The sequence below is a fragment of the Frigidibacter sp. genome, from assembly GCF_030695035.1.
Taxonomy (GTDB): domain Bacteria; phylum Pseudomonadota; class Alphaproteobacteria; order Rhodobacterales; family Rhodobacteraceae; genus Frigidibacter.
Genome location: NZ_JAUYTT010000008.1, coordinates 860,272 through 885,947 on the forward strand (window position 1 = coordinate 860,272; position 25,676 = coordinate 885,947).

The following is a 25,676-nucleotide window of genomic DNA, read 5'->3' on the forward strand; positions in this document are numbered from 1 at the left end:
GCGCGCCCCCTTATTCAGCGCCGCCCGAGAGCGTCATCCATGTGATCAGCACCGCGATGCCGATCACCATGGCGAACGCATAGTGGAAGAGATAGCCGGACTGCGCCCTTGCCGTGAGGCGGGTGAAGAACGGGATGATGCCAAGCGCCACGCCGTTGATCGACCCGTCGATGACGTCGCCATCGCCGCGCTTCCACAAGAACCGGCCGAGCCATTTGGCGGGGCGCACGAACAGCACCTCGTAGATCTCGTCGAAGTACCACTTGTTCAGCAGGAAGCGGTAGAGCGCGGGTTGCAGCGCGGCCAGGCGGCCAGGCAGCGAGGGATCGCGGATGTAGAACATCCAGGCCGTCGCAAGGCCGATCAGCATCGCAATAAAGGGCGAGACCTTGACCCAGACAGGCGAGTGGTGCGCGTCGTCCATCACATGGTTGTCCGGGTGCATGTAGATCGCGCCGATCGGGCCATGCGCCGCGGCGGCGGCATGCGCCTCGCCAGCCGGAGCAGCCTCGGTCGCGGCGGCTTCGGCAGCCGGAGCAACCTCGGTCGTCGCCACCGGCGCGGCATCGGCCGCAGCGCCCTCGGCGGCGTGCTCACCCTCTACCGCAGCCTCGGCGTGCTGCGGCATTCCGAAGAAGCTCGCCACCTGATTATGGTCGCCGAAGAAGCTGTTATACCACAGCATCCCCGAGAACACCGCGCCAAGCGCCAGCACCCCCAGCGGGATCAGCATGGTCTTCGGGCTCTCATGCGCATGGTCATAGGCGTGATGGTCGCCGCGCGGTTTGCCCCAGAAAGTCAGGAACATCAGCCGCCAGGAGTAGAACGAGGTGAACATCGCCGCGATGACCAGCAGCCAGAAGGCATAGCCTACCCCGCTGGCATAGGCGCTCTCGATGATCGCGTCCTTCGACAGGAAGCCGGCGAAACCGATATGGGTCAGCGGAATGCCGACGCCGGTGATCGCCAGCGTGCCGATCAGCATCGCGTAGAAGGTCAGCGGGATCTTCTTCCGCAGCCCACCATAGTTCCGCATGTCCTGCTCATGGTGCATCGCGTGGATGACAGAACCGGCGCCAAGGAACAGCATGGCCTTGAAGAAGGCGTGGGTCAGCAGGTGGAACATCGCGGCGCCATAGACACCCGCCCCCGCGGCCACGAACATGTAGCCAAGCTGCGAGCAGGTCGAATAGGCGATCACGCGCTTGATGTCGTTCTGCACCAGGCCGACGGTCGCGGCAAAGAACGCAGTCGAGGCGCCCATGTAGATGATGAACATCTTCGCATCGGGTGCATATTCATACAGCGGCGACATCCGGCAGACCAGGAACACCCCGGCGGTGACCATCGTCGCGGCATGGATCAGCGCCGACACAGGTGTCGGGCCTTCCATCGCGTCGGGCAGCCAGGTGTGCAGGCCAAGCTGCGCCGATTTACCCATCGCGCCGATGAACAGCAGCACGCCGATCAGGTTGGCGGCGTTCCAGTCGGTCCACAGGAAGCTGATCTGCGTTTCCGCCAGCTGCGGGGCGGCGGCGAACACGTCATCCATCCGGATCGAGTCCGTCAGGTAGAACAGCGCGAAGATGCCAAGCGCGAAGCCGAAGTCGCCAACCCGGTTGACGATGAAGGCCTTCATCGCCGCGGCATTGGCCGAAGGCTTCTTGTAGTAGAAGCCGATCAGCAGGTACGACGCGACGCCCACGCCCTCCCAGCCGAAGAACATCTGGACCAGGTTGTCGGACGTCACCAGCATCAGCATGGCGAAGGTGAAGAACGACAGGTAGGCGAAGAAGCGCGCCTTGTAGTGCTCGTGATGGCCCCAGTTGTCGTCATGGGCCATGTAGCCGAAGGAGTAGAGGTGGACGAGCGCCGAGACGGTGGTGACGACGATCAGCATGATCGCGGTCAGCCGGTCCATGCGGATCGACCATTCCGTCGCCAGTGTGCCGGACTGGATCCAGTCGAGGATGTGGATGTGCTGCGTGGTGCCGTCATGGCCCAGGAACACCACCCAGGACAGGAGACAGGCCAGGAACAGCAGGCCCGTGGTCACCACCTGCGCGCCGGTTTCCGAGATCAGCCGCCAGCCGAAGCCCGCGATGAGAGAGCCCACGAGCGGGGCAAAGAGGATGATCGTTTCCATTTGCCCGTCAGCCTTTCATCACGTTGACGTCTTCCACGGCGATGGTGCCGCGGTTGCGGAAGAAGCAGACCAGGATCGCGAGGCCGATCGCCGCCTCGGCCGCAGCGACCGTCAGCACGAACATGGTGAACACCTGCCCTGCGAGGTCGTTGAGATGCGCCGAGAAGGCGACGAAGTTGATGTTCACGGCCAGCAGCATCAGCTCGATCGACATCAGGATGACGATCACGTTCTTCCGGTTCAGGAAGATGCCGAAGATGCCGATCACGAACAGCGCGGCGGCAACGCTCAGGTAATGTGTCAGTCCGATCATATTCGTCCCTCCGGGCCGTTGAGGCGCCCGCTATTCCGTCTGGTGCCGTAAGCCCGCGTCACCATCGCGCGGCCCCGTGTCGTTTGCGTGTCGCCTAAAGCCCCTGCCCCGGCTTCACGTCGCGCAGTTCCATCGCCTTTGCCGGATCGCGGTACATCTGCTGCAGCACGTCCTGCCGCTTGACGTTCTTGCGGTGGCGCAGCGTCAGCACGATTGCCCCGATCATCGCCACCAGCAGGATCAGCGCGGCGGTCTGGAACAGGAAGACGTATTTGTCGTAGATCAGCATCCCGAGCGCGGCTGTGTTCTGCACCCCCTCCGGCGTGGGCGCAACCCGCAGGCTTTCGGCCATGTCCGAGGTCTTCCAGACGCCGAACACCATGCCAAGCTCCAGCAAGATGATCACGCCGACCAGCAGGCCCATCGGCATGTAGCGCGCCATCTCGCCCTTCAGCTCGGCAAAGTCCACATCCAGCATCATGACCACGAACAGGAACAGCACCGCGACCGCGCCGACATAGACGATCACCAGCAGCATCGCCACGAACTCGGCGCCCATCAGCACGAATAGCCCCGCGGCCGACAGGAAGGCCAGGATCAGCCACAGCACCGAATGCACCGGGTTGCGCGAGATGACGACCATCAGCCCCGCCACGACGGCGGTGATGGCGAAGAGGTAGAAGGAAAACTCGAAAACGCTCATTCCGCGGCCCTCATTCCTTTTCTTCGGTCCCGTCGAAGACGCCTTGGGCGATCTCCAGCGCGCGGGTCATGGCGGGCAGCCCGCCGAACATGCTCATCTGGTAGATCACTTCCGCGATCTCCCGTTTCTTCGCGCCGGCCTGCATTGCGTGGCGGATGGTCAGCTTCAGCTGGCTGTCCGCCTGCGCCCCCAGCACGGTCAGCGCCGCGATGGTCACCAGAAGCCGGGTCTTGGCATCCAGCCCCTCGCGGTTGAAGGTGCGGCCAAAGGCCATCTCCATGAAGTCCTTGGACATGGTCGGGATCAGATCCTCGAACCCCTTGACGCGGAAGGTTTCCAGCGCCGGGTTGAAGGCCTTGGCCATCTCTTGGCTCTGATCCATCATCGCCTTGAACATCTTGGAGAATTCATCGTTCATCTGTACGGGGCATCCATCTCTAGGTTGCGGGCGATCTCGCCTTCCCAGCGGGCGCCGTTTTCCAGCAGCCGCTCCTTGTCATAGAACAGTTCCTCGCGCGTCTCGGTCGAGAATTCGAAATTCGGGCCTTCGACAATGGCATCGACCGGGCAGGCCTCCTGGCAGAAGCCGCAATAGATGCACTTTGTCATGTCGATGTCATACCGCGTGGTGCGGCGGCTGCCATCCTCGCGCGGTTCGGCGTCAATGGTGATCGCCTGCGCCGGGCAGACCGCCTCGCACAGCTTGCACGCGATGCAGCGTTCCTCGCCGTTCGGATAGCGGCGCAGCGCATGCTCGCCCCGGAAGCGCGGCGACAGCGGGCCCTTTTCATGCGGGTAGTTCAGCGTTTCCTTGGGCGCGAAGAAGTACTTCATCCCCAGGCCGAAGCCCTTGATGAAGTCCATCATCAGGAAATATTTCGCCGCGCGGGTATAGTCCATCTGGGTCATGCCGGTCGAAGTCCTTTGAAAACCGCGAAGACCTTTTTCTGCCAGCCTTCTAAGTCATGCGGGATCCCGAGCTCATTAAGCTCTACGCCCGAAATTGGTGACAGGACATGCCCGCCAGCCACATCTTCGGCCGCTGCTTGCGCGGAATGGTACGAGCCGAGGTTGTCCTCTTTGAACATAACTTTGTACCGCCCCCCTGGCTCTGGCAGCAAAGAGATGATGCCGTGGACGGTCGGGAACATATAGTAAAACTGGGTCACGTCTCCGGTCATGCCTCAGCCCCCCATCGTCCAGCGGGCCCAGGCACCGCCGAGAACTTCGTATCTGGCCAGGAAGGCCACGATCACAACCCAACCCAGCGACATCGGCAGGAACACCTTCCAGCCAATGCGCATCAGCTGGTCGTAGCGGTAGCGCGGCACGATGGCCTTCACCATGGCGAACATGAAGAAGAAGAACGCCATCTTGCCGACCATCCACAGCACGCCGTCGGGCAGCCCCGGGATCGGCGACAGCCAGCCCCCGAAGAACAAGAGGCTCATCAGCGCGCACATCAGGAAGATGGCGATGTACTCGCCGGCCATGAACAGCAGGTAGGCGGTCGAGGAATATTCCACCATGAACCCGGCCACGAGCTCCGATTCCGCCTCGGGCAAGTCGAACGGGGGCCGGTTGGTCTCGGCCAGCGCCGAGATGAAGAACAGCACCACCATCGGCAGATGCGGCAGCCAGTACCAGTTGAACAGGCCATAGTCCCCGCGCTGCGCCTCGACGATGCCACCAAAGCTCATCGACCCGGTCGAGATGATGACGCCGATGATGATCAGCCCCAGCGACACCTCGTACGAGATCATCTGCGCGGCCGACCGCAGCGAACCGAGGAACGGGTATTTGGAGTTCGAGGCCCACCCGCCCATGATCACGCCGTACACCTCGAGCGAGGAGACGGCGAAGACGAACAGGATCGCCACGTTGATATCGGCCAGGATCCAGCCTTCGTTGAACGGGATCACCGCCCAGGCCAGGATCGCCAGCACGAAGGACACCATCGGCGCCATGAAGAAGACGACCTTGTCGGCCCCTGCGGGGACGATCATTTCCTTGACCACGTATTTCAGCGCGTCGGCCACCGATTGCAGCAGGCCAAAGGCGCCCACCACGTTCGGGCCGCGGCGCATCTGCACGGCGGCCCAGATCTTGCGGTCGCCATACACGAGGAACAGCAGCGAAATCATCACGAAGGCAATGATGCCGAGGCCTTGGACGGCGATCAGCAAGAATGTGCCCAGTGGCGTGGAAAGAAACTCAGCCATGTTGCCTTTTGTCCCTCAGACCGTCGGTATACCCTGTTCGGAACAGGCCGCGACGACGACTTCCGCGTCAATCGTGGCGATGCCCCGAGGCAGTGCTGGCGAGATGGTGTAAACAGCATCCGCGCGCCAAACGCCACCCTCTTCATCGACATTCGTGCGCACATGGCGCGCGAATCCATAGCCCCGGATCAGCGCATATTGCGCCGCCGCACAGGCCGCATAAGCCTCGACATCCGGCAGCCCCCGCGCGCCCGACATGGCCACGCGAAAGCTGACCAGATCGCCGCTGAGCAGCCGGGTTTCCACGCCCCTGTAGTCGGGCCGGAAGCCGTTGCTGGTCGCGGCAGGCTGATCTGCAGCACCGCCCGCGCAGCCCGCCAGACCGGCCGCAAGGCCGGTGGCAAGAACCGCAAGGGGGGCGCTGCGCATCATCATTCCGCCGCCATCGCCGTTTCGCTGCGGGCCTTCGCCATCGCCGACAGCTCTGCCATCAGCGCCGAGGCGCGGGCGATGGGGTTGGTCAGATAGAAGTCCGCCTTCGAGGCGCGGAAATCGGCATTGCCCGGGGTCCGCAGCTCCAGCTCCGCCGGGGCGTTCTCCGGCACCTGGTCGATCAGCGCCAGATGCGGCACCGCCGCCATCAGCGCCCGGCGCAGCTGCGCCAGATTGTCCCAGGGCTGCGCCGCGCCAAGCTCGGCCGACAGCGCCCGCAGGATCGCCCAGTTCTCTTTCGCTTCGCCCGGTGGGAAGCCGGCACGCAGCGCCAGTTGCGGGCGTCCTTCGGTGTTCACGAACAGGCCGTTTTCTTCCGTATAGGCCGCGCCCGGCAGGATGATGTCCGCCCGGTGTGCGCCGCGGTCGCCGTGGCTGCCCTGATAGATCACCAACGGACCGGCCGCGATCTCCACCTCATCGGCGCCAAGGTTGTAGACCACCTCTGCCCCTTCCAGCGCCGCAGCCATCCCGCCCTCGGTCACCGCGCCCACATCCATCGCGCCAACGCGCGAGGCTGCGGAATGTAGCACCAGCAGCCCGCCGCCAAGCGCCGTCGCCAGCGCCTGTGCATGGGCCAGCACCGCCTCGCCATCGGCTTCGATCAGCGCGCCCTGCCCCACGATCACCAGCGCGGGCTTGTCGCCGGCTGTGGCCGATCCGGCCAGCCGCACCAGCGTGTCACGCCCGGTGCCCTCATGCGTCACGTCATAGGTCAGGTCCGCGGCGGCGCCGATCACATGCACCTCGGCCCCTTGGGTCCAGGCCTTGCGGATCCGGGCGTTCAGCACCGGCGATTCCACCCGCGGGTTCGACCCGACGATCCAGATCTGCCCGGCGCTGTCGATATCCTCGATCCGCGCGGTCCCGGCATAGCCGCCGCGCTGCCCGGCCGGCAGGCGCGCGCCATCGGTGCGGCATTCGATTTTGCCGCCCAGACCTTCGATCAGGTTCTTCAGCGCAAACGCCGCCTCGACCGGGGCCAGATCACCGACGAGGCCGGCAACCTTGCGGCCCTTCATCGCCGCAGCCACCGCCGCCAGCGCCTCGGGCCAGCTCGCCTTGCGCAGCTTGCCCGCCTTACGGATGTAAGGCGTGTCCAGCCGCTGCCGGCGGAGCCCGTCCCAGACGAAGCGGGTCTTGTCGCTGATCCACTCTTCGTTCACGCCGTCATTGTTGCGCGGCAGGATCCGCATCACTTCGCGGCCCTTGCAATCCACCCGGATATTGCTGCCAAGCGAGTCCATCACGTCGATGGTCTCGGTCTTGGACAGCTCCCACGGGCGGGCGGTAAAGGCATAGGGCTTGCTGACCAGCGCGCCCACCGGGCAGAGGTCGATGATATTGCCCTGCAGGTTCGAATCCAGCGTCAGGTTCAGATAGCTGGTAATCTCGCTATCCTCGCCGCGCCCGGTCTGGCCCATCTGGGTGATGCCGGCCACTTCCGAGGTGAAGCGCACGCAGCGGGTGCAGCTGATGCAGCGGGTCATGTGCGTTTCGACCAGCGGGCCGAGGTTCAGGTCCTCGGTCGCGCGTTTCGGCTCGCGGTAGCGGCTGAAATCGACGCCGTAGGCCATCGCCTGATCCTGCAGGTCGCACTCGCCGCCCTGGTCGCAGATCGGGCAATCCAGCGGGTGGTTGATCAGCAGGAACTCCATCACCCCCTCGCGGGCCTTCTTCACCATCGGCGAATTGGTCTTGATGACCGAGGGCTCGCCATTCGGGCCGGGGCGCAAGTCCTTGACCTGCATCGCGCAGCTGGCAGCTGGCTTCGGCGGGCCGCCGACGACCTCCACCAGACACATCCGGCAGTTGCCGGCGATCGACAGCCGCTCATGGTAGCAAAAGCGCGGGATCTCGATGCCCGCCAGCTCGCAGGCCTGGATCAGCGTCAGGTTGGGGTCAACCTCGACCTCGATGTCGTCGATGATGATCTTCCGGGTGTTGGACATCTCAAAGCGCCCCTTCCAGCATAGGTTCGGGCCGCTGGCCCGGGACCGCGAGGGCATGGCCCGCCGCGGTTGATCTTGTCGCGGCGGATGCCGCCTTGTGCGTCAGCCCGCTCATGCGCAGGCCCCCGCGAATTCCCACACTCCGGCGCCAGCGAACTTGCCATGCGCAGAGCCGTCAAAGCGCCCGCCCTGCCCCTCGCAGGCCAGCGCGGCGGCCTGCTTGGCAACGCGGCCCTCGGAGTAATCCAGCGGCACCGCGGCCCGCCGCACCGCGACGCGCATTCCGCGCACCGGCACCGCGCCCGCCGGGGTGAAGCGCACCCCGTCCGGCCCCGGAGCGATCTCGGCGAGGAACGCCTTGCCCTCGACCGCCACGGGAACCCGGCCCGGCGCCGCAGCAACCGGCACAGACGGCGCCGCGCAGGCGCTCAGCACGCCTGCCCCCACCATGCCGATGATCCCCGCAGCCCGCATTCTCACTCCGCCGCCATCGCGCCCATGCGGCCGGTCTTCTTGGCCTTGATCCGGTCCTCGATCTCTTCGCGGTAATGCCGGATCAGGCCCTGGATCGGCCAGGCTGCCGCATCGCCAAGCGCACAGATGGTGTGGCCCTCGACCTGCTTGGTCACGCTCAGCAGCATGTCGATTTCCTCGACCTCGGCCTCGCCGGTCACCAGCCGCTCCATCACCCGCATCATCCAGCCGGTGCCTTCGCGGCAGGGCGTGCATTGCCCGCAGCTTTCGTGCTTGAAGAATTTCGACAGCCGCCACACCGCCTTGATGACATCGGTGGACTGGTCCATCACGATCATGCAGGCGGTGCCGAAGCTGGATTTCAGCTCGCGCATCCCGTCGTAATCCATGATCGCCGCATCGCACAGATCCGCCGGCAGGATCGGGCAGGACGCGCCACCCGGGATCACCGCCTTGAGGTTGCTCCAGCCGCCACGCACGCCGCCGCCATGCTTCTCGATCAGCTCCTTCATGCTGATCGACATCGTCTCCTCGATCACGCAGGGCGTGTTCACATGGCCCGACATTGCGTACAGCTTCACGCCCGCATTGTTCGGCCGGCCAAAGCCCGCGAACCACTCGCCGCCGCGGCGCAGGATCGTCGGCACCACGGCGATGGATTCGACGTTGTTCACCGTGGTCGGGCAGCCGTAGAGGCCCGCGCCCGCCGGGAACGGCGGCTTCATCCGCGGCATCCCCTTCTTGCCCTCAAGGCTTTCCAGCAGCGCGGTTTCCTCGCCGCAGATATAGGCCCCGGCGCCGTGATGCAGGTAAAGGTCGAAATCCCAGCCCGACCCGGCGGCATTCGCGCCCAGAAGCCCCGCGTCATAGCATTCGTCGATGGCCGCCTGCAGCGCTTCCTTCTCGCGGATATATTCGCCGCGGATGTAGATGTAGCAGGCATGGGCCTGCATCGCGAAGCTGGCGATCAGCGCGCCTTCGATCAGCGTATGCGGATCGTGGCGCATGATCTCGCGGTCCTTGCAGGTCGCGGGCTCGGATTCGTCGGCGTTGATGACAAGGTAGGCCGGGCGCCCGTCGCTCTGCTTGGGCATGAACGACCATTTGAGCCCGGTCGGGAACCCCGCCCCGCCGCGGCCACGCAGGCCCGACTTCTTCATCTCGTCCACGATCCAGTCGCGGCCCTTGGCGAGGATGCCGGCGGTGCCATCCCAATGGCCGCGCGCCTGCGCCCCCTTCAGGCTGCGGTCATGCATCCCGTAGAGGTTGGTAAAGATCCGGTCCTGATCCTTCAGCATCGTTGCATCCTCAAATCACTGGCGCTTTTGCCGTTGCCAGATCCGCCAGGTCACGACCAGCGCCCAGAAGAACGCGGCCATCGCGGCCAGGTCGAACAGGAACACATAGCGGGCCTCGAGCCCGAACCTGCCGCCCAGCCATTGCGCCCCCATCCACAGCACCATCGTCACAGCGATCACGATGGCGACCATCCGCGCCTCGGTCGCCGTCGATTTGTCCTGTGGGGTCGGGGGCTTGGTCATCCTAGTAATCGTTCGTCTTGGCACGAATCAGGAAGGCTTCGCGGCCCTCCTCGCAGATGATCCGCGCCTGCGACACCCAGCGGTCGCGCGAGGCGCGGCCCGGGAAGTTCGGCAGGTTTGCATCGATCCAGGCGATATCGGCCTCGGTCCAGGCCGCGATCTGGTCGAAATGGTACACGCCGAACCCGTTCAGGCTCCGCTGGATCTTGGGGCCGATCCCCTCGATCAGCTTCAGATCATCCGGCACCCCGCCGCGAGCCTCGGTCAGGCCGGCAGGCTTGCCAGCGGGAAGGTCGGCAGCGGCCGGCATCGCAGTAGAAGGCATGTCCGCAGCCGAGGGCGCGGAAACCTCAGGGGCATCGGCGGCATCGGCCGGGGTCTCCACCTCATGCGCGGCGGCAGAGGCGGGCGTCTCCGCCTCGGCCCCGGTCGTCGGCATCGGCGCCTCGGGGGTCGATACCGGCGCGTCCGAGGGCGCCTCGGCGCTCCCGCCCTGCTCCGGCACTTCGGCGGCGCTTTCCGCGCCGGCCTCCTGCACGGTGATACCGGTCTCGTCCGCAGTCAGGCCCTCGCCCGGCGTCGGCTCTTCGGTCTCGCCCACGGCTTCGGTCACCGGCGCGGCCTTGTTCAGCCACGGCGTCAGCAGCGGAACCTCGGTCCCGTCGATGCGCTTCACCGTCTCGCCCAGATCGACCGCCAACTGCACGCTGGCGTTATAGCGGGTGCGGCCGCTGTCATGGGCCTTGAGGCTGGTGAGCCCGCTGGCGGGCTCCGACGAGAAGCGCCCGTTCTGCGGGCCGGGCACCGGCACGGCGCCAGAGGCCAGCTCACCCAGCAGGCTGCGCAGCTGCTCGGCGGTCAGGTCCTCATAGTAGTCCTTGCCGATCTGGGCGGCGGGCGCATTGGCGCAGGCGCCAAGGCACTCGACCTCTTCCCAGGTGAACTTGCCATCGGCCGACAGCGTATAGGGACGCGGGGAGATCTTATCGCGGCAGACGGCGATCAGGTCCTCGGCGCCGCAGATCATGCAGCTGGTCGTGCCGCAGATCTGGATATGTGCAATGCTTCCCGTGGGTTGCAGCTGGAACATGAAGTAGAAGGTCGCCACTTCCAGCGCCCGGATATACGCCAGCCCCAGCATGTCGGCGACATGCTCGATGGCGGCGCGGGTCAGCCAGCCTTGCTGTTCCTGCGCGCGCCAAAGCAGCGGAATGATCGCGCTGGCCTGACGGCCGGCGGGGTATTTGGTGATCTGCCCTTCCGCCCATGCAAGGTTCGCGGGGGTAAAGGCAAAGCCGGCGGGCTGGTCATGATACAGGCGGCGAAGCATCAGAAGGCGGCTCCGGTCAGGGGGATCGCGGCGCGCGCGCCGGCGATCAGATGTTGCGAAAAGGCGGCGGGCATCAGCGGTCAATCTCCCCGAACACGATATCCAGGGTGCCGATGATCGCCGCCACATCGGCCAGCTGGTGACCCTTGGCGATCCAGTCCATCGACTGCAGGTGCAGATAGCCCGGCGCGCGGATCTTGGCGCGGTAGGGTTTGTTGGTGCCATCGGCGACCAGATAGACGCCGAACTCGCCCTTGGGCGCCTCGACCGCGGCATAGACCTCACCCGCGGGAACGTGGAAGCCCTCGGTATACAGCTTGAAGTGGTGGATCAGGCTTTCCATCGACCGCTTCATGTCACCGCGCTTGGGCGGGGTGATCTTGCCGCGGGCCAGGATATCGCCCGGCTCGGCGCGCAGTTTCTTCAGCACCTGCAGGATGATGCTGGTCGACTCGCGCATCTCGGCCATGCGGCAGAGGTAGCGGTCGAAGCAATCGCCATTGGTGCCGACCGGGATCTGGAAGTCGAATTCGTCATAGCATTCATAGGGCTGGCTGCGCCGCAGATCCCAGGCAAGGCCCGATCCGCGCACCATCACGCCCGAATACCCCCAGGTGAGGATATCCTCTTCCTTGACCACGCCGATATCGACGTTGCGCTGCTTGAAGATCCGGTTCTCGGTCAAGAGCCCGTCGAGATCGTCCAGCAGCTTGGGGAACTTCCGCGCCCAGTCCTCGATATCGTCGATCAGCTTCGGCGGCAGGTCCTGATGCACGCCGCCGGGCCGGAAATAGGCCGCGTGCAAGCGCGCGCCGCTGGCGCGTTCGTAGAACACCATCAGCTCTTCGCGGGCCGTGAAGCCCCAGACCGGCGGGGTCAGCGCGCCGACGTCCATCGCCTGCGTGGTCACGTTCATCAAGTGGTTGAGAATGCGGCCGATTTCGCAGAACAGCACCCGGATCAGGCTGGCGCGGCGCGGAACCACCGTGCCGGTCAGCCGCTCGATAGCAAGGCACCAGGCATGTTCCTGGTTCATCGGGGCCACATAGTCCAGCCGGTCGAAGTACGGCAGGTTCTGCAGGTAAGTCCGCGATTCCATGAGCTTTTCGGTCCCGCGGTGCAGCAGGCCGATATGCGGGTCGCAGCGTTCGACGATCTCGCCGTCCAGTTCAAGCACCAGACGCAAAACTCCATGCGCCGCAGGGTGTTGCGGGCCGAAGTTAATGTTGAAGTTGCGGATCTTCTGCTCGCCGGTCAGCGCGTCGTCGAAGCTGCCATCCATCATATCCGGACCTCCGCCCTGTTGGCCTGCCACTCGAGCGGCAGCGGGCCGAAATTCTGTTCCACGAAGTCATATTGCGGCGCCAGAAACGCCTGTGCCTGGCCGCGCTGGCCGGGGTCGAGCGCCAGCTTCACGCCCTCATGCGCGCGCTCCGACGTATCGGCCTCGCGGTAGCCGATGCCGAGGAAGGCGCAGAGACGGCGCAGGCCGGCCTCGGTCAGCAGCCGTTCCGAAAACTCGATCATCAGCTGCGCCGGCGGCACTGCCGCCTGCAGCCGCTGGATCGTACCGCGATAGTCGCCGCGCGCCGGGATATGCACTTCCATCCCGCGCCGCACCACCCGGTTCAGCACCCGGCGCGATTTCAGGCCGATCTCTTCGCCCGCGCGCAGCTGGCGTTTGGCCTGCATCCGCACATGGCTCCAGAGCCGCTCCAGCGGGTCGCGCATGAGATAGAGCACCCGCACCGCGGGCGAGAGGCCCGCCATCATCGTCAGCCGCGCTTGCGACAGCAGCGCATAGCCGGGGGTGATATCGCCCACCAGCCGCGCATCGCCCGCCGCGGCAAAGAGGTAATCGCGGTAGGCGCGCACTGCGCCCTCCTGATCGCCAGCCTGCGCCAGCGCCAGCGCTGCCACGATCTCGTCCACATCATCGATCTGCCGCTGCAGGTTGCCCGCGCGCCATTCCCCTGCCCCGGCCAGTCGCGCCGCAAGGTCGCTGCGCAGCCGGGCATAGGTGTCGAACTGATGGCCATACTCGTTCAGATCGACGGTATCGAAGAAATGCAGTTCCTTGATCGACCGCATCCGGCACTCGGGGTGCGCGTGCAGATAGCGATACAGCCAGGAGGTCCCGGCCTTGGTCGCGCCCACGCAGAACAGGAGTGTCGGCTGGCCGGTCACGTTACGACTTTGCCCCCGTTGCCGGTTTGGCCTTGTCATCGCCCGGCAGCACGTATTGCGCGCCCTCCCAGGGGGACATGAAGTCGAACTGCCGGTATTCCTGGGTCAGCGACACGGGTTCATAGACAACGCGCTTCTGCGCCTCGTCATAGCGGACCTCGGTATAGCCGGTCGTGGGGAAGTCCTTGCGCAGCGGGAAGCCGCGGAAGCCGTAGTCGGTGAGAATGCGGCGCAGGTCAGGATGGCCCGAGAACAGGATGCCGAACATGTCGAACACTTCGCGCTCGAACCAGTTCGCGGCGGTGTAGATGCCGATCATCGAGGGGACCATATCCTCTTCGCGCAGGGCCACCTTCACGCGGACGCGGTGGTTCCGGTACATCGACAGCAGGTGATAGACCACGTCAAAGCGCTCGGGCCGGGTCGGGTAATCCACCGCGGTGATGTCGACCAGCGTCGAAAAGGCGCAGGTCGGGTCGCTGCGCAGGAAATCCATCAGGCCGGGCAGGCCAGCGAGCGTGGCGGTCACCGTCAGCTCGCCAAAGGCAATGGAGGTCGAGACGACGGCATCGCCGCGGCGGCCTTCGATGTAGCTGGCAAGTTCTGTCAGGGCTTCGGACATGCGCGCGCTCCTCAGCGGACGAGGGTGCCGGTGCGGCGGATCTTCCGCTGCAACTGCAAGATACCGTAAAGCAGCGCCTCGGCCGTGGGCGGGCAGCCGGGCACGTAGATGTCGACCGGGACGATCCGGTCACAGCCGCGCACAACCGAATAGCTGTAGTGGTAATAGCCGCCGCCATTGGCGCAGGAGCCCATCGAGAGCACGTAGCGCGGCTCTGGCATCTGGTCATAAACCTTGCGCAGCGCCGGGGCCATCTTGTTGGTCAGCGTGCCTGCGACGATCATCAGGTCCGACTGGCGCGGGCTGGCGCGAGGCGCGGTGCCAAAGCGTTCAAGGTCATAGCGCGGCATTGAGGTGTGCATCATCTCAACCGCGCAGCAGGCAAGGCCAAAGGTCATCCAGTGCAGCGAGCCGTTGCGGGCCCAGTTGATGACATCCTCGACCGAGGTAAGCAAAAAGCCCTTGTCCTGCAGGTCGCGGTTGAGCGCGGCCGTGGTGACTTCCTTGTCGGCGCCGGCGGTATGAACCCCCGTTTGCACGCCTCCCGTTTGCATACCTGTGGCAATCACTCCCATTCGAGCGCCCCCTTCTTCCATTCATAGGCGAAGCCGACGGTCAGCACGCCAAGGAACACCATCATCGACCAGAATGCCGTCTCACTTAGCCCGCCAAAGGCGACCGCCCAGGGAAAGAGGAAGGCGACTTCCAGATCGAAGATGATGAACAGGATCGACACCAGGTAGAAGCGCACGTCGAATTTCATCCGCGCGTCATCGAAGGCGTTGAACCCGCATTCATAGGCCGAAACCTTTTCCGGGTCGGGGTTGCGCACCGCAATGATCACGGCGGCAAGCAGCAGCACCAAGCCAAGCGCGATGGCCATCGCAAGGAAAATGAGGATGGGAAGGTATTCTCGCAGCAGATCGTCCACTGGTGGCTCCCTCGTGACGCGACGCTGGTCGCGCAGTTCCGGCTGCAGCCCGTTTACTCCCCCGCCCCGGCGCGGTCAACCGAAGGCGGGGGGGAAAATGTCCTTGCCCGGCGATGGTTGCGGGGTTCAATTCGCCTTGTCCAGCCGCGATGCTCCGCGGCGCAGCATCTCACCGCTCTGCGGCGCGGCATAGCCCGGTGCGGCCCCGCACAGCGCCGGGCGGGGGAACGGAAAGACTGACGGAATCACTGGAGGATACGAGATGACCCAGCCCGACCCCGCCGCCCGGCCCGATCAGGCGACGCGCAATGCCGCCCCAAGCCGCGGCGGCTTACCCGAGGGCGGCTTCGCGCCGCTGGTGCCGGAGCTTGACGTGCGCGATCTGGCGGCAAGCCTGCGCTTCTGGTGCGGACTGCTGGGGTTCACGGTCGCCTATGACCGCCCCGCCGCGGGCTTTGCCTATCTGGAGCGCGAGCGGGCGCAGGTGATGATCTGCCAGATCAACGGTGAATGGCTGACCGGGCCGCTGGAGCCGCCCTTCGGGCGCGGCATCAACCTGCAGATCGCCTGCTCGTCGCTGGACCCGATCGTGGATGCGCTCGGGGCGGCGGGCTGGCCCCTGTTCCGCCCGGTCGCCGAGAAGTGGTATCGCACCGGCGAGGGCCGGATGGGCGGCTCACGCGAGCTGCTGGTGCAGGATCCCGACGGCTATCTGCTGCGCTTTGCGCAAAGCCTGGGGGAGCGGGCGGTTTAGGCCGCCGCCCTGAGCGGTTCCAGCGCCGCGTCCAGCACCTCGAGACCGGCGCCGGGGGTGGAGACGCGTTCCGACAGCACCCGCCGCCAGCCCCGCGCGCCCGGGCGGCCGTGGAACAGGCCGAGCATGTGGCGGGTGATCTGGTGGAGCTTGCCGCCACTCGCAAGGTGGCGGTCGATATAGGGGCGCATCGCGTCGAGCACCTCGTAGGGATCGGCGGCGGTGCCGGTGCCGAAGATGCGGGGGTCGGCCTCGGCGAGGATGGCGAAGGGCTCGTGATAGGCGGCGCGGCCGACCATCACGCCGTCCAGCCCTGTCGCCAGCAGCGCCTCGGCCTCGGCCAGGGTGCCGATGCCGCCGTTGATCGACAGGTGCAGATGCGGGAAGGCGCGTTTCATCGCGATCACCAGCGGGTAATCGAGTGGCGGAATGGTGCGGTTCTGGGCGGGGCTCAGCCCCTGCAGCCAGGCCTTGCGGGCGTGGATGGTGAAACGCTTCACCCCGGCAGCGCTGACGGTTTCGAGGAAGTTCGGCAGCACCTCTTCGGGGATCTGGTCATCGACACCGATCCGGCATTTCACCGTCACCTCCACCGGCGCGGCCGCGATCATCGCCGCGACGCAATCGGCGACCAGCGACGGGCTCTCCATCAGCACCGCGCCGAAACAGCCCGATTGCACCCGGTCCGACGGGCAGCCGCAGTTGAGGTTGATCTCGTCATAGCCCCAGTCCGCCGCGATCCGCACCGCCTCGGCCAGCTCCGCCGGGTCCGCGCCGCCAAGCTGCAGGGCGACGGGATGTTCGGCAGGGTCGAAGTCCAGCAGGCGCGCGCGGGGGCCGTGGAGGATGGCAGGGGCGGTGACCATTTCGGTGTAAAGCAGCGCGTGCTGCGACAGCTGCCGGTGGAAATACCGGCAGTGGCGGTCGGTCCAGTCCATCATCGGCGCGACAGAGAGGCGCGCGGCGGTGGCGAGGTCGGGAGCGAGGTCGGGGGCAACAGGGGTCATCATCGGGTCTTGCCATGTCGGGGGTGGGCCGCCCTGGGGATCGACCGCGCGCGAGCTATACTCTGTGACAGCGGGATGACCAAGACCCGGGCTGCGCGATTGGGGGGCTGCGTGCTGACGGATGCGTTACACCGCGGCACAAACTTGCGCCCGGCTCTGGCGTCCGGGCGCGCGGTTGCTTACCTGAGGGGCAAGAACCGGGAGGACTATGGATGCGGAAGATCGAGCTGCCCGAGCGGGACGGCTGGCGCGCGAAGGCCGAGGAACTTGGCTTCACCTTTGCCGACATGCATGGCGAACCCTATTGGGAGGAAAGCTCGGCCTACGAGTTCAGCCTCGAGGAGATCGAGACCGGCATCGAGGATCCCTGCACCGAGTTGCATGGCATGGCCCGCGAGGCGGTGGCCGAGATTCTGGCCAGCGAGGAGCTGATGGCGCGTCTGGCGATCCCGGAGGAGCACCGCGATCTGGTCGCCGACAGCTGGCGCCGGGCGGAGCCGGAAATCTATGGCCGCTTCGATCTGGCCTGGGATGGCACTGGCCCCGCGAAGATGCTGGAATACAATGCCGACACGCCGACCTCGCTGTATGAAAGCGCGTCGTTCCAGTGGAGTTGGCTGGAAGACCAGATCGCCGCGGGCGTGCTGCCCGAGGATGCCGACCAGTTCAACGGCATCCACGAGGCGCTGGTGGAACGGTTCCGCAGCCTGTTCCCGCCCAATACCGACCTGCATTTCACCGCCATGGGCGGCAACCCCGAGGATTACGCCACCGTCGAATGCATGGCCTGGGCCGCGCGTGAGGCGGGGATGGGGGCGCATTACTCGGATCTGGAAAAGATCGCCGTCTCGACCAAGGGCCAGTTTCTGGATGCCGAGGACCGGGTGATCGGCACGCTGTTCAAGCTCTACCCCTGGGAAGACCTGCTGCGCGAGGATTTCTCGCGGCATCTGGTCACCGCGGGTTGCCTGATGCTGGAGCCGGCCTGGAAGGCCGTGGTGTCGAACAAGGGCCTGCTGCCGGTGCTGTGGCGGATGTATGCGGGGCACCCGAACCTGCTGCCGGCCTTCTTCGAGGATGAGATCACCGGCGGCGCGCCCGAGGCGCGGCGGGCGGCCGATGCCCTTGGCCGCGGCCATGTGTCCAAGCCGCTGTTCTCGCGCGAGGGCGCGGCGATCCGCATCGTCGAAGGCGGCGTGGAGACCGAAGCTTCGCCCGAGGGCGGTTATGGCGCCCACCCGAAGATCGTGCAGGCCTATCACCCGCTGCCCGAGTTCGGCGGCTTCCGCCCGGTGCTTGGCGCCTGGATCGTCGGCGAGGCCTGCGTCGGCCTTGGCGTGCGCGAGGATCGCGGCCGCATCACCCAAGACCTGTCGCGGTTCAAGCCGCATTACATCCGCTAGCTCCCGGGAGGAGAGACATGACCGATACGCCCCTGACCACCCCTGCCCGGCCCCGCAAACGCTCGCGGGCCGTGGCGCTGACCATCCTTGGCGCCGCCGCCTTCGCGCTGGCCGGCTGCCGCGAGGAAGCGGTCGAGGCCGAGGCCTTCCCGGATCTGGGCGCCTGCAAGGCTGTCGCGGAACAGGGCGGCAGCACGTTTTCAAGCCTCGATTGCGACATCGCCTTTCAGGAGGCGCAGACCCTGCATGCCGAGGCTGCCCCCCGCTACGAGAGCCAGGAGGTCTGCGAAGAACTGCATGGCGTGGGCAATTGCGGGTCCGAACAGCAGGCGACGGGCACGGGCGGCGGGTCGATCTTCATGCCGCTGATCGCGGGGTACCTGATCGGCTCGATGCTGGGCGGCGGGCGGCAGGGGATGGCGGCGTCGCAGCCGCTGTACCGTACGCAAGACGGGCGCTTCACCAATGCGGCGGGTACGGCGGCCTATTCGTCCAACACCGGGCGCGGCAATATCGCGGCGAACCAGTTCACCCGCCCCGCGGCGACCGCCGGCCAGCCGCCGATGACCCGCGCCACCGCCGCGGCGCGCGGCGGCTTTGGCAGCTCGGGCAGCACCCGGCCCGCTGTCGGGACCTGAGGCCCTGCGGGGGGCTGGCTAGCTCGCCAGCCCCTTGAGGTCCACGCACATCTCGCAGCACACGCCCTTCGGGTGGTAGTGCAGGGCCACCTTGCTGATCTGCGCGCCCGAGATGCCGGCGCTCAGCAGGCGGGTGCCCGACCCGCTATGGGCCGGCTCCACCACGGGCGGACCGCCGGTCTCGTTCCATTCCAGACAGAAGCACTCCCCGTCATCGGTGGGCTTGCTGTGCCAGATCACCGAGACATTGCCGCCCGGCACCGAGAGCGCGCCGTATTTGGCGGCGTTGGTCGACAGCTCGTGCAGCATCAGCGACAGCGACAGCGCGGCGCGGGGGCCGACGGTCAGGTCCGGCCCTTCGAGGTGGAAGCGGGTATCGGCCGGATCGTCATGCAGCGCGGTCACGCCATTCACGATTTCGGTCACCGTCGTCGCCTGCGCATCGCCCGACAGCAGCATGTCCTGCGCGCGGCTGAGAACGCCGATGCGCTGGTTCAGCGAGAGGCGGGCGGTATCGAGATTGGTTGCCAGCCGCAGCGTCTGGTTGGCGACGGCCTGCACCAGCGCCAGCTGGTTCTTCATGCGGTGCGCCAGCTCGTGGTTCAACAATTGCTGCTGGCGCGCGGCATTGGCCTGTTCGGTGATGTCGACCGCCTGCACGAAGATGCCCTCTGCCGGCCCTTCGAAACCGCCGACGGGGTGGTAGTTGAAATCCAGCACGCGCCGCTCGCGCTCGCTGCCCACGCTGCGCTGCAGATGGATCTCGACCCCACGGCCGACAAAGGCCTCGCGCGTGTCGCGCACCGTGTCGAGCAGGGTCACGAAGCCCTGCTCTGCCGCCTCGGGCAGCGCCTCGGCCAGCGGCTTGCCGACGATATCCTCACGCCCGGTCAGCAGGCGATACTCGGCATTGGCGAAGGTGAAGACGTGATCCGGCCCGCTGACGATGGCGACCGCGCCAAGCGCCATCTCGAAGATCAGCCGCATCTGCTCGCGCTCTTTCGCCAGCCGCCGCTGCATCAGCACTTGCCCGGTGATCTCGGCGCAGGCGCAGAACATGCCAAGCACGGCGCCCGAATTGTCCCGCACCGGCGAGTAGGAGAAGGCGAAATGTGCCTCCTCGGGATAGCCGTTGCGGTGCAGGATGAACTCGATATCCGCCATCGAGGTGCTGACGCCCTCATAGGCCGCTGTGATGATCGGATCGACGCGGTCCCAGATGTCGAACCACAGCTCGCGGAACGGGCGGCCGATGGCGGGGTGGCGGGTGCCGCACATCGGGGCATATGCATCGTTGTAGAGGGTGATCTGCTCGGGTCCCCAGACGATCAGCATCGGCTGCAGCGAGCCAAGGGCGATGGCCACCACCACGCGCAACTCCTGCGGCCAGTGCTGCGGCGGGCCAAGCGGGTTGGCCGACCAGTCCAGCCCCCGCATCAGCGCGCCGCAGTTGCCGCCGCCCTGCAAGATGGGATCGGCGCTGGCCGGGGCCTTGGGCTGCGATGGGGGCATGATGCGGTGGGATCCTCCCGAAATTGGTCTGACGAGTATATTGGCTGCGGGTGCGCTTGCCAGAGCTACTTGGGGGCGGCAACCCCGACCCGACATTTCCCTTGCGCTCACCCGTGGCAATCCGCGATCTCTGGGCGCATGACCGATACACTTGTCCCCCCTGCCCTGCGCATCCGGATCGTCTTTGGCGAGGCCGAACCGATCGGGCCCGGCAAGGCCGAACTGCTGGAGCGGATCGACCGCTGCGGATCCATCGCCGCGGCCGGGCGCGAGATGGGGATGAGCTACAAGCGCGCCTGGCAACTTATCAGCACGCTGAACGCGATGTTCCGCGAGCCCTTGGTGGACAGCACCCGCGGCGGGCCGGGGGGCGGCGGTGCGGTGCTGACCGAGGCGGGGCGGCAGGTGCTGGACCTGTATCGCGGGTTCGAGGCAGATGCCGCCGCGGCAGGCGCACCGCAGCTGCAGGCGCTGCAGGCGCTGCTGCGGGATATTCCTGGCGGAAAATAACGCTTGCCTGAAACGCGGGCCTGCTGCGATATGTTTTGCGAACCATATCCTGTTGGGGCCTATCAGACGATGTTTGCACGCCTTGCGCTCATAGCGTCGCTCCTCCTGCCGCTGCGCGCGGCGGCAGAGGATGTGACCGTCTTCGCCGCCGCCAGCCTGACCGGCGCGCTCGACGGCGTTGCCGAGTCCTGGGCGGCCGAGACCGGGCACCGGGCGGTGCTGTCCTATGGCGGATCGTCGGCAATGGCGCGGCAGATCCAGCAGGGCGCGCCGGCGGATATCTTCATCTCGGCGAGCGTCGAGTGGATGGACGCCGTGGAGGCCTCGGGCGACGTGCAGGCGGGCACTAGGCGCGACATTCTGGGCAATACGCTGGTGCTGATCGCGCATGGCGAGGCGGCGCCAGTGACCCTTGACGCCAGCCTCGACCTTGCCGGGATGCTGGGCGACGGACGGCTGGCGATGGCGCTGGTCGATGCGGTGCCGGCGGGGGTGTACGGCAAGGCGGCGCTGACCTCGCTGGGGCTGTGGGACGGCGTGGCGCCGCTGGTGGCGCAGGCGGATACGGTGCGCGGGGCATTGGCCTTTGTCACGCAGGGCGAGGCGCCGCTGGGGATCGTCTTTGCGACCGATGCCGCGGCCGAGGACGGGGTGAGCATCCTCGGCACCTTCCCCCCGGGCAGTCACGCACCGATCACCTACCCCGCTGCGATCACTGCGCAGGCGACAAGCCCGGTGGCGGTGGAGTTTCTGGACTACCTGACCTCGGAACCGGCCCGCGCCCTCTGGGCCGCCGCTGGCTTCAGCACTCCTTGATGGGCGCGGACTGGGCAAACTGGCTCGGCCCGGACGAGTGGCAGGCGGTGCGGCTTAGCCTGCGCGTCTCGCTGGTGGCGACGCTGGCGAGCCTGCCGCTGGGGATTTTCGCCGCCTATGCGCTGGCGCGGTGGTCGTTCTGGGGCAAGCCGCTGCTGAACGGGCTGGTGCATCTGCCACTGATCCTGCCCCCGGTCGTCACCGGCTATCTGCTGCTGCTGACCTTCGGGCGGCGCGGCGCGGTGGGGGAGGTTCTGGACCAGTGGTTCGGCATCGTGCTGTCCTTCCGCTGGGCCGGGGCGGCGCTGGCGGCGGCGGTGATGGCCTTTCCGCTGATGGTACGGGCAATCCGGCTGGCGCTGGAGGCGGTGGACCCGAAGCTGGAGGCGGCGGCAAGCACGCTGGGGGCCTCGCCCACATGGGTGTTCGTCACGGTCACGCTGCCGCTGATCCTGCCGGGGGTGGTGGCGGGGTCGATCCTCGCCTTCGCCAAGGCGATGGGAGAGTTCGGGGCGACGATCACCTTCGTGTCCAACATCCCGGGCCAGACGCAGACCATCCCCTCCGCCATCTACGCCTTCCTGCAGGTGCCGGGGGGCGAGCAGGCGGCGGGGCGGCTGGTGATCGTGTCGGTCGCGCTGGCAATGGGCGCGCTGCTGTTGTCCGAGGTGCTGGCGCGGCGGGTCGCCCGCAGGGTGGCGGGCGCATGACGCTGCAGGTTTCCATCCAGCACCGCTTTGCCCGCTTCGATCTGGATATCGCCTTCGAGGCTCCGCGGGGGGTGACCGTGCTGTTCGGGCCCTCGGGATCTGGCAAGACCACGCTGGTCAATGCGGTGGCGGGCCTGTTGCGCCCCGATGCCGGGCGTATCGTGGCGGGGGATTGGGTGCTGCTGGACACTGCCGCCCGGCGCTGCGTGCCGCCGCACCGGCGCCGCCTGGGCTATGTGTTTCAGGAGGGGCGGTTGTTCCCGCATCTGACGGTGCGGCAGAACCTGACCTATGGCCGCTGGTTCGCGCCGCGGGGGGCAGCGGCACCGAGCCTGCCGCATGTGGTAGACCTACTCGGCCTTGGTGATCTGCTGGACCGCCGCCCCGGCGCACTGTCGGGCGGGGAAAAGCAACGCGTTGCCATCGGCCGCGCCCTGCTGGCCGCGCCGAAGCTGATCCTGGCGGATGAGCCGCTGGCGGCGCTGGACGAGGCGCGCAAGGCCGAGATCCTGCCCTATTTCGAGCGGCTGCGCGATGAGGTCTCGGTGCCGATCCTCTATGTCAGCCATTCCTCGGCCGAGGTGGCGCGGCTGGCGACGACCGTGGTCGCGCTGCGGGATGGCCGGGTCACGGCAGTTGGACCGCCCTCGCAGGTGCTGGGGGATGTGGCGGCAATGGGCGTGCGCGGCGCGGCCTCGGTGCTGGTGGCGCGGGTGGTGGCGCATCATGCCGACGGGCTGAGCGAGCTGGCGACGGAAGGCGGGCGGCTGTGGCTGCCGCAGGTGGCGGATGCACCGGGCAGCACGCTGCGCGTGCGGATCGCGGCGCAGGACGTGATCTTGTCGCGCGCCCGGCCCAAGGGGCTGTCGGCGCTGAACATCCTTGGCGGCACGATCACCGAGGTCCGGCCCGGCCAGGGCCCGGGCGCGATGGTAACGCTGGCCGTGGGGGCAGACCGTCTGACGGCGCGGCTGACCCGCCGGTCGGCCCAGGCGATGGGCCTTGCCCCGGGGCAAAGCTGCCACGCGATCATCAAGACGGTGGCGGTGGCGCCCGAGGATGTGGGCACCGGCACCCACACCTTGGGGGCGGCGTGAGGGCGGATTTTGCCTGACCAAATGGTCAGGTAAGGATTCCCTGACTTTCTTTACGTCACGTCAGCAGCCAAGGTGACAGCGTTCCGTGAGTGGCGGCTTTGGCCGGGAACAGGTGGCCGTGGTCCAGCCCGCAGATTTTCGCGGGGATCGCGGTTCCTCCGGGAAACCGGACCGGTCTGCCCGGTCGTAGTCGATCTGGCAGACCGAACAGTTGTGCGCCCCGTCCTCATCCCCAAAAGATGCGGCGCGCTACGGATGGCGGTGCGGACCTTTGGGTTCGCGCCGCTTATTCGTTTTGTGGGCAGGTCACTGGATCGACAGGCGTTGCGCCCCTGCCCTGCACCCGGACGCAAAAGGCCGGACAGGTTTCCCTGCCCGGCCCTTGAGATGGTGCCCGCGCCCGAAGGCGCGGGGGGCAATCAGCCCTGAAGGGTCTTGGCAACCTCGGCCGCGAAGTCTTCCTTTTCCTTCTCGATGCCGTCGCCGACAACGATGCGCGCAAAGCCGGTCACCTCGACGCCCGCATCCTTGGCGGCCTGACCGACGGTCACATCGGGGTTGATCACGAACTTCTGGCCCAGAAGGGTGACTTCCTCGAAGAACTTCGCCATGCGGCCGACGATCATCTTTTCGATCACCGCTTCGGGCTTGCCCGATTCCCGCGCCTGTTCGGACAGCACGGACTTTTCACGCTCGACCAGAACCGGGTCGAGATCGGCTTCGGACAGCGAGGCCGGGGCGGTCGCCGCAATGTGCATGGCGATCTGCTTGCCGATCACCTTCGCCAGGTCTTCCGGGCCCTTCAGCGCGACCAGCACGCCGATCTTGCCCATGCCGTCAGCCGCCGCGTTATGCACGTAGGAGACGACGGTTTCGCCTTCCAGAACGTGCAGGCGGCGCAGGTTCATGTTCTCGCCGATGCGGGCGATGGATTCGTTCAGAACCTCATCCACCGTCTTGCCGTTCAGATGCGAGGCGCGCAGCACTTCGACGCTGTCAGCAGTTTCCAGGGCGACCTTGGTGATCTCGCGCACCAGATTCTGGAAATCGGCGTTCTTGGCGACGAAGTCGGTTTCCGAGTTCAGCTCGATGGCGACGCCCTTGCCGGCCGAAACCGCAACGCCCACCAGGCCCTCGGCCGCGACGCGGCCCGATTTCTTGGCGGCCTTTGCAAGGCCCTTGGTGCGCAGCCAATCGACCGCGGCGTCCATGTCGCCATCGGTTTCGGTCAGCGCCTTCTTGACGTCCATCATGCCTGCGCCGGTCGACTCGCGCAGTTCCTTCACCATCTGGGCGGTGATTGCCATGTCGGCTCTCCTCGTTTGATCATCGCGGCCGGGCAGGCCCGACCCTTTGCAGCGTTCAGGCGGGGAATATCCCCCGCCTGATGACGATTGCGTAACATCTGCAGCCTAAGTGACCCGCAGAGGTCAGGCGCTGGCGGGTTCTTCGACCAGTTCTTCGACGGGCGCTTCGTCCAGCGAGCCCAGATCGACGCCGGCGGCGCCCATCTGTGCGGTCATGCCGTCCAGCGCCGCGCGCGAGACCAGATCGCAGTAGAGCGCGATGGCACGGGCCGCGTCGTCATTGCCCGGGATCACATAGTCCACGCCCTTGGGCGAGCAATTGGTGTCGACGATGGCCACGACCGGGATACCCAGCTTCTGCGCTTCGAGGATCGCCAGCGATTCCTTGTTCACGTCGATCACGAACAGCAGGTCCGGCACGCCGCCCATGTCGCGGATCCCGCCGAGCGAGGCCTGCAGCTTGGCCAGTTCGCGGTCCATGTTCAGGCGCTCTTTCTTGGTGAGGCCCTCGGCGCCATGCGCCATGATCTCGTCGATCTGCTTGAGACGCGCGATCGACTGGGAGACGGTCTTCCAGTTGGTCAGCGTGCCGCCGAGCCAGCGGTGGTTCATGTAGAACTGGGCCGACTTGTCTGCCGCTTCGGCGATGGCCTTGGAGGCCTGACGCTTGGTGCCGACGAACAGGATGCGGCCGCCCTTGGCCACGGTGTCGCGGATCACCTGCAGCGCCTGGTCCAGCATCGGGACGGTCTGGGTCAGGTCGAAGATGTGGATGCCGTTGCGGTCGCCATAGATGTATTCGGCCATCCGCGGGTTCCAGCGCTGAGTCTGGTGACCGTAGTGAACGCCAGCTTCAAGCAGCTGACGCATGGAGAATTCGGGAAGCGCCATGTCCATTTCCTTTTCCGGTTTGCGCCTTGGCAAGGTGATTCAGGGTTTCCCCCAACCGGTGGACCTTTCGGGATGTCTCCCCGAAAAGGCCCGCACCAAGCCTGTGAAGTAGCGCGCC

29 protein-coding genes are annotated in these 25,676 nt (G+C 66.4%); 7 read left to right on the forward strand and 22 right to left on the reverse strand.

Annotated elements, in window-relative coordinates; translation table 11 throughout:
- Positions 1 to 10: 10 nt before the first annotated feature.
- The 18 genes from nuoL to Q8S30_RS08325 form a co-directional block, all read right to left on the reverse strand.
- On the reverse strand, positions 11 to 2,146 hold the full coding sequence (nuoL, locus tag Q8S30_RS08240) for an NADH-quinone oxidoreductase subunit L (RefSeq protein ID WP_305665530.1): 2,136 nt from the start codon (positions 2,144 to 2,146) through the stop codon (positions 11 to 13).
- A gap of 7 nt (positions 2,147 to 2,153) precedes the next feature.
- On the reverse strand, positions 2,154 to 2,459 hold the full coding sequence (nuoK, locus tag Q8S30_RS08245; protein WP_066813201.1) for an NADH-quinone oxidoreductase subunit NuoK: 306 nt from the start codon (positions 2,457 to 2,459) through the stop codon (positions 2,154 to 2,156).
- 94 nt (positions 2,460 to 2,553) lie between these two features.
- A complete protein-coding gene (locus tag Q8S30_RS08250) occupies positions 2,554 to 3,162 on the reverse strand; it encodes an NADH-quinone oxidoreductase subunit J (RefSeq protein WP_305665531.1) in 609 nt (202 codons plus the stop codon).
- Between the two features lie 10 nt (positions 3,163 to 3,172).
- Complete coding sequence (locus tag Q8S30_RS08255; RefSeq protein WP_305665532.1) at positions 3,173 to 3,580, reverse strand: carboxymuconolactone decarboxylase family protein; 408 nt, start codon at positions 3,578 to 3,580, stop codon at positions 3,173 to 3,175.
- Positions 3,577 to 4,071, reverse strand: a complete 495-nt coding sequence (nuoI, locus tag Q8S30_RS08260) for an NADH-quinone oxidoreductase subunit NuoI (RefSeq protein WP_305665533.1) — start codon at positions 4,069 to 4,071, stop codon at positions 3,577 to 3,579. The genes Q8S30_RS08255 and nuoI overlap by 4 nt, the downstream gene beginning before the upstream one ends.
- Complete coding sequence (locus Q8S30_RS08265) at positions 4,068 to 4,343, reverse strand: hypothetical protein (protein WP_305665534.1); 276 nt, start codon at positions 4,341 to 4,343, stop codon at positions 4,068 to 4,070. Before Q8S30_RS08265 ends, nuoI begins: the two co-directional genes overlap by 4 nt.
- Before the next feature lie 3 nt (positions 4,344 to 4,346).
- The gene (nuoH, locus tag Q8S30_RS08270; protein ID WP_305665535.1) at positions 4,347 to 5,384 is read right to left on the reverse strand and encodes an NADH-quinone oxidoreductase subunit NuoH; all 1,038 of its coding nucleotides are present in this window, start codon (positions 5,382 to 5,384) and stop codon (positions 4,347 to 4,349) included.
- A gap of 15 nt (positions 5,385 to 5,399) precedes the next feature.
- Positions 5,400 to 5,816 carry a hypothetical protein gene (locus Q8S30_RS08275; protein WP_305665696.1) on the reverse strand — a complete coding sequence of 139 codons (417 nt, stop codon included), beginning with the start codon at positions 5,814 to 5,816 and terminating at the stop codon, positions 5,400 to 5,402.
- A complete protein-coding gene (gene nuoG, locus Q8S30_RS08280) occupies positions 5,816 to 7,828 on the reverse strand; it encodes an NADH-quinone oxidoreductase subunit NuoG (protein ID WP_305665536.1) in 2,013 nt (670 codons plus the stop codon). Before nuoG ends, Q8S30_RS08275 begins: the two co-directional genes overlap by 1 nt.
- A gap of 111 nt (positions 7,829 to 7,939) precedes the next feature.
- A complete protein-coding gene (locus tag Q8S30_RS08285; RefSeq protein ID WP_305665537.1) occupies positions 7,940 to 8,302 on the reverse strand; it encodes a hypothetical protein in 363 nt (120 codons plus the stop codon).
- Between the two features lie 2 nt (positions 8,303 to 8,304).
- Positions 8,305 to 9,600 (reverse strand): NADH-quinone oxidoreductase subunit NuoF, encoded by a 1,296-nt coding sequence (gene nuoF, locus Q8S30_RS08290; protein WP_305665538.1) that lies wholly within the window; start codon positions 9,598 to 9,600, stop codon positions 8,305 to 8,307.
- 15 nt (positions 9,601 to 9,615) lie between these two features.
- Entirely contained in the window at positions 9,616 to 9,843 is a 228-nt protein-coding gene (locus tag Q8S30_RS08295) for a DUF5337 domain-containing protein (protein ID WP_305665539.1), read from the reverse strand.
- Position 9,844: 1 nt separating this feature from the next.
- The gene (locus Q8S30_RS08300; RefSeq protein WP_305665540.1) at positions 9,845 to 11,173 is read right to left on the reverse strand and encodes an NADH-quinone oxidoreductase subunit E; all 1,329 of its coding nucleotides are present in this window, start codon (positions 11,171 to 11,173) and stop codon (positions 9,845 to 9,847) included.
- A 73-nt stretch (positions 11,174 to 11,246) separates the two neighbouring features.
- Complete coding sequence (locus Q8S30_RS08305; protein WP_305665697.1) at positions 11,247 to 12,455, reverse strand: NADH-quinone oxidoreductase subunit D; 1,209 nt, start codon at positions 12,453 to 12,455, stop codon at positions 11,247 to 11,249.
- Positions 12,455 to 13,360: a sulfotransferase gene (locus Q8S30_RS08310; protein WP_305665541.1), complete on the reverse strand. Its 906-nt coding sequence runs from the start codon at positions 13,358 to 13,360 to the stop codon at positions 12,455 to 12,457. Before Q8S30_RS08310 ends, Q8S30_RS08305 begins: the two co-directional genes overlap by 1 nt.
- Position 13,361: 1 nt before the next feature.
- Positions 13,362 to 13,982: an NADH-quinone oxidoreductase subunit C gene (locus Q8S30_RS08315; RefSeq protein WP_305665542.1), complete on the reverse strand. Its 621-nt coding sequence runs from the start codon at positions 13,980 to 13,982 to the stop codon at positions 13,362 to 13,364.
- A gap of 11 nt (positions 13,983 to 13,993) precedes the next feature.
- Positions 13,994 to 14,536 (reverse strand): NADH-quinone oxidoreductase subunit B family protein, encoded by a 543-nt coding sequence (locus Q8S30_RS08320; RefSeq protein ID WP_305665543.1) that lies wholly within the window; start codon positions 14,534 to 14,536, stop codon positions 13,994 to 13,996.
- Positions 14,537 to 14,547: 11 nt separating this feature from the next.
- Positions 14,548 to 14,913, reverse strand: coding sequence for an NADH-quinone oxidoreductase subunit A (locus tag Q8S30_RS08325; RefSeq protein WP_305665544.1), 366 nt, complete (start codon positions 14,911 to 14,913; stop codon positions 14,548 to 14,550).
- A 262-nt stretch (positions 14,914 to 15,175) separates the two neighbouring features.
- On the opposite strand from Q8S30_RS08325, the gene Q8S30_RS08330 reads away from it, so the two are divergent.
- On the forward strand, positions 15,176 to 15,667 hold the full coding sequence (locus Q8S30_RS08330; protein WP_305665545.1) for a VOC family protein: 492 nt from the start codon (positions 15,176 to 15,178) through the stop codon (positions 15,665 to 15,667).
- Here Q8S30_RS08330 and dusA read toward each other — a convergent pair.
- Complete coding sequence (gene dusA, locus Q8S30_RS08335) at positions 15,664 to 16,674, reverse strand: tRNA dihydrouridine(20/20a) synthase DusA (RefSeq protein ID WP_305665546.1); 1,011 nt, start codon at positions 16,672 to 16,674, stop codon at positions 15,664 to 15,666. The genes Q8S30_RS08330 and dusA overlap by 4 nt on opposite strands.
- Before the next feature lie 212 nt (positions 16,675 to 16,886).
- Here dusA and Q8S30_RS08340 point away from each other — a divergent pair, with 212 nt between their 5' ends.
- Both Q8S30_RS08340 and Q8S30_RS08345 read left to right on the forward strand, forming a co-directional pair.
- The gene (locus tag Q8S30_RS08340; protein ID WP_305665547.1) at positions 16,887 to 18,077 is read left to right on the forward strand and encodes a glutathionylspermidine synthase family protein; all 1,191 of its coding nucleotides are present in this window, start codon (positions 16,887 to 16,889) and stop codon (positions 18,075 to 18,077) included.
- Positions 18,078 to 18,094: 17 nt separating this feature from the next.
- A complete protein-coding gene (locus Q8S30_RS08345) occupies positions 18,095 to 18,715 on the forward strand; it encodes a DUF1190 domain-containing protein (RefSeq protein WP_305665548.1) in 621 nt (206 codons plus the stop codon).
- An 18-nt stretch (positions 18,716 to 18,733) separates the two neighbouring features.
- On the opposite strand, the gene Q8S30_RS08350 is transcribed toward Q8S30_RS08345, so the two are convergent.
- Entirely contained in the window at positions 18,734 to 20,227 is a 1,494-nt protein-coding gene (locus tag Q8S30_RS08350) for a sensor histidine kinase (RefSeq protein ID WP_305665549.1), read from the reverse strand.
- 138 nt (positions 20,228 to 20,365) lie between these two features.
- Between Q8S30_RS08350 and Q8S30_RS08355 the strand changes: the two genes are divergently transcribed.
- The 4 genes from Q8S30_RS08355 (at position 20,366) to modC (ending at position 23,360) form a co-directional block, all read left to right on the forward strand.
- Positions 20,366 to 20,737 (forward strand): winged helix-turn-helix domain-containing protein, encoded by a 372-nt coding sequence (locus Q8S30_RS08355; protein ID WP_305665550.1) that lies wholly within the window; start codon positions 20,366 to 20,368, stop codon positions 20,735 to 20,737.
- Positions 20,738 to 20,806: 69 nt separating this feature from the next.
- Entirely contained in the window at positions 20,807 to 21,553 is a 747-nt protein-coding gene (modA, locus tag Q8S30_RS08360) for a molybdate ABC transporter substrate-binding protein (RefSeq protein WP_305665551.1), read from the forward strand.
- The gene (gene modB, locus Q8S30_RS08365; RefSeq protein ID WP_305665552.1) at positions 21,553 to 22,263 is read left to right on the forward strand and encodes a molybdate ABC transporter permease subunit; all 711 of its coding nucleotides are present in this window, start codon (positions 21,553 to 21,555) and stop codon (positions 22,261 to 22,263) included. Before modA ends, modB begins: the two co-directional genes overlap by 1 nt.
- The gene (gene modC, locus Q8S30_RS08370) at positions 22,260 to 23,360 is read left to right on the forward strand and encodes a molybdenum ABC transporter ATP-binding protein (RefSeq protein ID WP_305665553.1); all 1,101 of its coding nucleotides are present in this window, start codon (positions 22,260 to 22,262) and stop codon (positions 23,358 to 23,360) included. The genes modB and modC overlap by 4 nt, the downstream gene beginning before the upstream one ends.
- Positions 23,361 to 23,779: 419 nt before the next feature.
- On the opposite strand, the gene tsf is transcribed toward modC, so the two are convergent.
- On the reverse strand, positions 23,780 to 24,667 hold the full coding sequence (gene tsf, locus Q8S30_RS08375) for a translation elongation factor Ts (protein ID WP_305665554.1): 888 nt from the start codon (positions 24,665 to 24,667) through the stop codon (positions 23,780 to 23,782).
- Between the two features lie 123 nt (positions 24,668 to 24,790).
- Positions 24,791 to 25,564, reverse strand: coding sequence for a 30S ribosomal protein S2 (rpsB, locus tag Q8S30_RS08380; protein ID WP_305665555.1), 774 nt, complete (start codon positions 25,562 to 25,564; stop codon positions 24,791 to 24,793).
- Positions 25,565 to 25,676 lie beyond the last annotated feature (112 nt).

Excerpts from the sequence above, each read along its gene's own strand:
- Q8S30_RS08295 (WP_305665539.1), bottom strand. The coding sequence starts at position 9,843 with ATGACCAAGCCCCCGACCCCACAGGACAAATCGACGGCGACCGAGGCG.
- modA (WP_305665551.1), top strand. The coding sequence starts at position 20,807 with ATGTTTGCACGCCTTGCGCTCATAGCGTCGCTCCTCCTGCCGCTGCGC.
- dusA (WP_305665546.1), bottom strand. The coding sequence starts at position 16,674 with ATGACCCCTGTTGCCCCCGACCTCGCTCCCGACCTCGCCACCGCCGCG.
- Q8S30_RS08250 (WP_305665531.1), bottom strand. The coding sequence starts at position 3,162 with ATGAGCGTTTTCGAGTTTTCCTTCTACCTCTTCGCCATCACCGCCGTC.
- Q8S30_RS08350 (WP_305665549.1), bottom strand. The coding sequence starts at position 20,227 with ATGCCCCCATCGCAGCCCAAGGCCCCGGCCAGCGCCGATCCCATCTTG.
- Q8S30_RS08315 (WP_305665542.1), bottom strand. The coding sequence starts at position 13,982 with ATGTCCGAAGCCCTGACAGAACTTGCCAGCTACATCGAAGGCCGCCGC.
- Q8S30_RS08265 (WP_305665534.1), bottom strand. The coding sequence starts at position 4,343 with ATGACCGGAGACGTGACCCAGTTTTACTATATGTTCCCGACCGTCCAC.
- modC (WP_305665553.1), top strand. The coding sequence starts at position 22,260 with ATGACGCTGCAGGTTTCCATCCAGCACCGCTTTGCCCGCTTCGATCTG.
- nuoL (WP_305665530.1), bottom strand. The coding sequence starts at position 2,146 with ATGGAAACGATCATCCTCTTTGCCCCGCTCGTGGGCTCTCTCATCGCG.
- nuoI (WP_305665533.1), bottom strand. The coding sequence starts at position 4,071 with ATGACCCAGATGGACTATACCCGCGCGGCGAAATATTTCCTGATGATG.
- Q8S30_RS08330 (WP_305665545.1), top strand. The coding sequence starts at position 15,176 with ATGACCCAGCCCGACCCCGCCGCCCGGCCCGATCAGGCGACGCGCAAT.
- Q8S30_RS08300 (WP_305665540.1), bottom strand. The coding sequence starts at position 11,173 with ATGCTTCGCCGCCTGTATCATGACCAGCCCGCCGGCTTTGCCTTTACC.
- Q8S30_RS08320 (WP_305665543.1), bottom strand. The coding sequence starts at position 14,536 with ATGCAAACGGGAGGCGTGCAAACGGGGGTTCATACCGCCGGCGCCGAC.
- Q8S30_RS08255 (WP_305665532.1), bottom strand. The coding sequence starts at position 3,580 with ATGAACGATGAATTCTCCAAGATGTTCAAGGCGATGATGGATCAGAGC.
- nuoH (WP_305665535.1), bottom strand. The coding sequence starts at position 5,384 with ATGGCTGAGTTTCTTTCCACGCCACTGGGCACATTCTTGCTGATCGCC.
- Q8S30_RS08340 (WP_305665547.1), top strand. The coding sequence starts at position 16,887 with ATGCGGAAGATCGAGCTGCCCGAGCGGGACGGCTGGCGCGCGAAGGCC.
- nuoK (WP_066813201.1), bottom strand. The coding sequence starts at position 2,459 with ATGATCGGACTGACACATTACCTGAGCGTTGCCGCCGCGCTGTTCGTG.
- rpsB (WP_305665555.1), bottom strand. The coding sequence starts at position 25,564 with ATGGACATGGCGCTTCCCGAATTCTCCATGCGTCAGCTGCTTGAAGCT.
- Q8S30_RS08345 (WP_305665548.1), top strand. The coding sequence starts at position 18,095 with ATGACCGATACGCCCCTGACCACCCCTGCCCGGCCCCGCAAACGCTCG.
- nuoG (WP_305665536.1), bottom strand. The coding sequence starts at position 7,828 with ATGTCCAACACCCGGAAGATCATCATCGACGACATCGAGGTCGAGGTT.
- Q8S30_RS08305 (WP_305665697.1), bottom strand. The coding sequence starts at position 12,455 with ATGGATGGCAGCTTCGACGACGCGCTGACCGGCGAGCAGAAGATCCGC.
- modB (WP_305665552.1), top strand. The coding sequence starts at position 21,553 with ATGGGCGCGGACTGGGCAAACTGGCTCGGCCCGGACGAGTGGCAGGCG.
- tsf (WP_305665554.1), bottom strand. The coding sequence starts at position 24,667 with ATGGCAATCACCGCCCAGATGGTGAAGGAACTGCGCGAGTCGACCGGC.
- Q8S30_RS08285 (WP_305665537.1), bottom strand. The coding sequence starts at position 8,302 with ATGCGGGCTGCGGGGATCATCGGCATGGTGGGGGCAGGCGTGCTGAGC.
- Q8S30_RS08355 (WP_305665550.1), top strand. The coding sequence starts at position 20,366 with ATGACCGATACACTTGTCCCCCCTGCCCTGCGCATCCGGATCGTCTTT.
- Q8S30_RS08275 (WP_305665696.1), bottom strand. The coding sequence starts at position 5,816 with ATGATGCGCAGCGCCCCCCTTGCGGTTCTTGCCACCGGCCTTGCGGCC.
- nuoF (WP_305665538.1), bottom strand. The coding sequence starts at position 9,600 with ATGCTGAAGGATCAGGACCGGATCTTTACCAACCTCTACGGGATGCAT.